This window comes from Natronococcus sp. (assembly GCF_047921035.1).
GTDB lineage: Archaea > Halobacteriota > Halobacteria > Halobacteriales > Natrialbaceae > Natronococcus.
In genome coordinates this window covers 1-4,175 of sequence record NZ_JBLRWX010000167.1, presented here as the reverse complement: position 1 = coordinate 4,175, position 4,175 = coordinate 1, and the positions used below count along the sequence as shown (strand labels likewise).

Genomic DNA, 4,175 nt, shown 5'->3' with positions numbered 1-4,175 from the left:
CCGCGGATCCGCTCGGCGATCGCACTGGAATTGCAGGCAGCACCGCTATTCACAGAAAGAGACACGGGAAAAACATGATCGAGAAACTGCCACGGAGCGAGGGCAACAGTATCGGCTACGAGGTCACTGACACCCTGAGCGAGGCGGAGTACGAGGAGATCCTGGCCGACGTCGAAGCGGCGATCGACGAGCACGGTTCGGCGAAGCTACTGATCGATCTCTCGGACGTTTCCGACTCGTACGCCGAGTTCGACGCGTACGAGGAGGACCTCGGCTTCTACCTTCGACACGGGGAAGAGATGGAGTGTTACGCGGTCGTCGGCGACGACGTACGCAAGCGAACAGACGGTCGGCACGCGCCATCGATTTGGCTACGCGTCGGCCGTATCCGAACCGCGATCCGGACCGAACAGGGGCAAGTCGACCTCGATCGTGTCGTACCAGACCGTGGGCCGTTTTGCGGGTCCTCGCTCCTCGAGGTCGATGAGCCCCAATGACTCGAGTTCGTTCAGATTGCGGTGGACCTGCCGAACGTCGCGGTCGACCAACCGGGCGGTCTCGCGAATGCCCGACGGTTCCTCGCGAGCGATCGTCCGGAGCAGTTCGAGGTTTTTCGGTCGCGTGACCCGATGGAGTTGTTCCGGATCGTGAAACGTACACTCGAAGTACGGCTCGACGTCCTCGTCGTCGTCGACCGACCGGAGCGTCTCCTCGATTCGACTCGTATCACTCCGTTCGAATCGGATGTGCAGAACGCGCTCTCCGTCGGTCGGGTTAGTTCCAGTCGTGGCCATAGTCAGTAACCTCCGTTTTGAACTGCCGGTACAGGGGTAGTATCCCGTCGAAGTCGACGTCCTCGACGTCACCATCTCGAGTGTGCTTGTGGTGGTGTGCTGCGTCAGGGTGGTCCGGGAAGTTATCGTACCGGATCAGCGTTTCCCCTTCGAGCGTCCCGTACTGCAGGCTGTACTTCACGCCGTCCGGATACCGGTCCGATTCGGCGACGTCCCACACTCGGACTTCGGCGTATCGGTCACCGAAGTTCTCCCGCTCGCGCAGGAGCAACGTCCCCGATTCGTCGTCCCCCATCGACTGTTGTTACCTCCTCCAACGGAATAACTGTTGCTCCTATCTCCAACACCCATACTGACTTCGGTTACCGAATCGCCACATAGTGGCGGTTTGCGCCGACTACAGCGACTGCGAACGAGGCCGAATCGCCCGCTTGGCCGGCGAACTGAGTCCCTCGAGCGAGCCTCGCGCGGTCGCGACGTCGACCAGCAGATCGGTCAGGTTCACCAGTTCGCCGACGTAGGCCTGCCGGCGTCGCTGCCACCGGGCGGCGGCCTCGTCGTCGGCGAGGATCTCGAGGGAGCGCTCGCACAGCGGGCCGTAGGAGTCGAACTGCTCGGCGAGGCCGGCGCGCTCGAGGGCCTCGAACTCGCCGTACTCGTGCTCGTCGTTCCCCCGGTAGCGGAAGGCGGGGGTGCCGAGCAGGGCGGCCTCGGTGGCCATCGTCCCGGTGTCGGCGACCAGCAGGGAGGCCTCGGCCATCGCGTCGTGGATCAGCGCGGGGTGGAGGTCGTACGGGCGGGCAGGGGTGTCTCGGAGGTCCATCCGGCCGCCCTCGTCGGAGACGAACACCGTCGCGTGCTCGCTCAGGCGGTCGATCAGATCGCGTCGCTGTTCCGGCGTAAACCCCTCGAGGTCGGCGTCGTGGAGGGCGTCGAGGGCGTTGAACCGCAGGAGGACGTACGGCTCGTCGTCGGCGACGCCGAGGTACTCGCGGATCCGCCCGTCGGGTTCGAAGACGTCGGGGTGGAGATAGGCGCACTCCTTGAACCCCTCGAACGTGTAGTGGTCCTCGCCCAGATCCCGGCGCGTGACCGCCGGCGAGAGGATGCAGTCGGCGAACGGGCGGGAGACGGTGTGGTTGAAGTCGCCCGGCTCGTCGTCGAGGACGAGCACCGTCGGCGTTCGCGTGACCGTCCCCGCGAGGGCCGCGTAGGGGCCCCGGCCGAAGACGACGTCGGGGCGAAAGCGCAGCGACTCGCGGACGATCGTTCCGAGCTGGCCGCCCAGCTCGCGGGCGAACCGCAGCCGGGAGTAGGCGTCGGTGCCGTGGCCGCCGTACACCCGGTACGGCATCCCGAAGAAATCGAGGAGGTCCGTCGTGCAGGCGTACTCGCGGGTCAACACGAGGACGTCGTGGCCGGCTCGCTCGAGCCTGTCGACGGCGTGGCGATACAGGTGGACGTGGGCGGGCGTGTTCGCGAAGACCAGAATCCGCATCGTCTCTCCGTACCCGTCGTCGGCCCTTTGTAATCGAAGGGCTACCGCGAGCGGGTCGCTGCCGCCGACCCGACTCGTCCCGTGGCTCGAGCGACGGACGGCTCCCGAGCGCGCCCTCGAGCGCCGAACCCCACCTATCGCGTGTATGCTCCCCGTAACGGCCGTCGACGACCGATTTTCGCGTCCATAACAAACCGTCGCGGAGCGGTCGCCTCGATCGATGAACGTCCTCGTCGTGACGGCCAACGCCGACGCGCCGTTTCTGACCCAGCAGGTGGACGCGCTCGAGGATCGAGGCGTCTCCGTGACGACGATGTCGGTCGCCGGCGAGGTGAGCGCCGACACCGCCCGCAGCCCGCTGGACTACCTCCGGACGGTTCCGCGGGTGCTCCGCGAGGCGGGACCGGAGTACGACCTGATCCACGCCCACTACGGGCTGACCGCGCCCGCTGCGCTGGCCCAGCTGCGGCTCCCGGTCGTACTCTCGCTGTGGGGTTCGGACGTCCACGGCCCGACCGCGCCCGTGAGCAAGCTCTGCGCGCCGTTTTGTGCGGAGGTCGTCGTCATGTCCGCCGAGATGGGTGCCGCGCTCGGCCGGGACTGTACGGTGATCCCCGACGGCGTCGACCTCGAGCGGTTCCGGCCCGAACCCCGCTCGCGAGCGCGAGAGACCGTCGGCTGGCCCGACGACGAGTACCACGTCCTCTTCCCCTACCCGCCCGCACGCACGGTGAAGAACTATCCGCGGGCGAAACGGGTCGTCGACGACGTCTCGAGGCGGGTCGACCGCCCGGTGCGCCTGCAGACGATCTCGGGCGTCGATCACGACGCCGTCGCGACGTATTTCAACGCCGCCGACGCCCTGCTTCTGACCTCCGACAGCGAGGGGTCGCCGAACTCCGTGAAGGAGGCGCTGGCCTGTAACGTCCCCGTGGTCTCGCTTCCGGTCGGCGACGTTCCCGAGCGACTGGCCGGGGTCGAGCCCTCGGTCGTCGCGCGATCCGACCGGGAGCTGGTCGACGGCCTGGTCGACGTCCTCGAGCGCGGCGAGCGCTCGAACGGGCGGGAGGCGGCCCGCGAGGTGAGCATCGAGCGAACGGCCGAGCGGATGCTCGCGGTCTACGAGCGCGCGACCGGAACGAAGGCGCCGACTCGAACTCGGAGAGTCCCCGCGAAACGGTAGCGGGTTGTCCCGGAGCGAGCGACCGTCTACCGGGTCGAGACGCTGGAACGCGGCCGGTTCGGAAAACGTGGGGGAGGGCCGGAGCGCAGCAGGGGGCTCCTGGCAGTATCAATTCAGTGATCGAACAGTATATGTCTTTATTGTATGTTGTTAGTAACAGAACAACAGCCGACGGGCCGTCGCTCGGTTCGGCCCCGCGGGACGGCCGAGCCCGAACCCGGTTACCGGAACGCCTCCCGATACCAGGCAGCCGTCTCCGGGAGGTGGGCCTCGAGCGGTCGGTACGTGTACCCTAACTCCTCGTGGGCCTTCCGAGAGGTATAAAACAGCCGTTGGGTCGCGAGCCGGGCCATCCGCCGGTCGAAGGGGAACACCCGCCGACCGGTGGCGGCGTCGACGAGTTCGGCGACGGGACCCGCAGCGTGAATCGCAGTCGCCGGGACGGGGATGCGGGCGGGCGATCCCTCGAGGTGGGCCGCGATCCGCGAAACCGCGCGGTCGTAGGTGAGGTTCTCGCCGCCGAGGATGTAGTGCTCGCCGGAGTCGCCGCGCTCGGCGGCCGCGACCAGCCCCGCGACGACGTCGTCGACGCCGACGATGCTGAGCCCGCCCGGCGGGATCACCGGCATCAGCCGGGCGAGGATGTTGCGCACGACCTGGGCGCTTTCGCCGAAATGCGGATCCTGGGGTCCGAATACGC

The 4,175-nt window shown here is 67.4% G+C and carries 4 protein-coding genes and 1 pseudogene; 2 read left to right on the top strand and 3 right to left on the bottom strand.

Going from position 1 to position 4,175, the window contains the following annotated elements; genetic code table 11:
* Window positions 1-497: STAS/SEC14 domain-containing protein (locus tag ACNA7R_RS19430; protein WP_416285167.1), on the top strand; the 497-nt coding region annotated here is incomplete at its 5' end.
* A 277-nt stretch (window positions 498-774) separates the two neighbouring features.
* Here ACNA7R_RS19430 and ACNA7R_RS19425 read toward each other — a convergent pair.
* Both ACNA7R_RS19425 and ACNA7R_RS19420 read right to left on the bottom strand, forming a co-directional pair.
* Window positions 775-1,089 carry a toxin-antitoxin system TumE family protein gene (locus ACNA7R_RS19425; RefSeq protein ID WP_416285165.1) on the bottom strand — a complete coding sequence of 105 codons (315 nt, stop codon included), beginning with the start codon at window positions 1,087-1,089 and terminating at the stop codon, window positions 775-777.
* Window positions 1,090-1,191: 102 nt separating this feature from the next.
* Window positions 1,192-2,292 (bottom strand): DUF354 domain-containing protein, encoded by a 1,101-nt coding sequence (locus tag ACNA7R_RS19420; protein WP_416285163.1) that lies wholly within the window; start codon window positions 2,290-2,292, stop codon window positions 1,192-1,194.
* Window positions 2,293-2,512: 220 nt separating this feature from the next.
* Between ACNA7R_RS19420 and ACNA7R_RS19415 the strand changes: the two genes are divergently transcribed.
* Window positions 2,513-3,475, top strand: coding sequence for a glycosyltransferase (locus ACNA7R_RS19415; protein ID WP_416285161.1), 963 nt, complete (start codon window positions 2,513-2,515; stop codon window positions 3,473-3,475).
* 221 nt (window positions 3,476-3,696) lie between these two features.
* On the opposite strand, the pseudogene ACNA7R_RS19410 reads toward ACNA7R_RS19415, so the two are convergent.
* Window positions 3,697-4,175: pseudogene (locus ACNA7R_RS19410) on the bottom strand (epimerase); the annotation flags it as partial.